We start from the raw sequence: 490 nt of genomic DNA, 5'->3' as shown, positions 1-490 counted from the left end.
GCCTGCACTTTTCGTACATCCAGTTCACTGCCGTATTCGATCTGAGTCAGCGCCTCCTGATACGCCCTGGAGCTGGACGTGTACCGAGAAGCCGGAACCTGCATGCCTATACCGCCATGCGGGCGTTCGTAGTTATAGACCTTGCGCCACTCATCCAGCGTGAGCTGTGCAGTGGGCAGGTCAATCAGGCACATCCCCTTAAACACTTCCCTGATCATGCTGCGATGCTGCCTTTCCAGCTTGCCCTGCGTCTGGGGGTGGTAGGGGCGCGAGTGACTGACTTTGACACCTTGGCGCATGATCCAGATCTCCAGTCCCGTGTAGCTCTCAGGCTCGTCACCCCACGGCGCCCCGTTATCCATCGTCATGCGGTTGGGCAGTCCGTACTCGCGAAATGCTCTGATCAAATGGGTCTGAACCGTCCCGCGCTGCTCGTTTCCACAGGCGGCGATAGTTAAAAAGAAACGCGAGTGGTCATCCAGAAGAGTCA

1 protein-coding gene is annotated in these 490 nt (G+C 57.6%); it reads right to left on the bottom strand.

Annotated elements, in window-relative coordinates:
- On the bottom strand, nt 1–452 hold a 452-nt coding region (locus tag GHN86_RS23075), incomplete at its 3' end, for an integrase core domain-containing protein (RefSeq protein ID WP_323370015.1).
- Nucleotides 453–490: the final 38 nt, after the last annotated feature.

Source organism: Pseudomonas helleri (assembly GCF_009600315.1).
In the GTDB taxonomy this organism is placed as follows: domain Bacteria; phylum Pseudomonadota; class Gammaproteobacteria; order Pseudomonadales; family Pseudomonadaceae; genus Aquipseudomonas; species Aquipseudomonas helleri_A.
The sequence above is the reverse complement of the archived record's forward strand: the minus strand, read 5'-3'. Positions and strand labels throughout refer to the sequence as shown.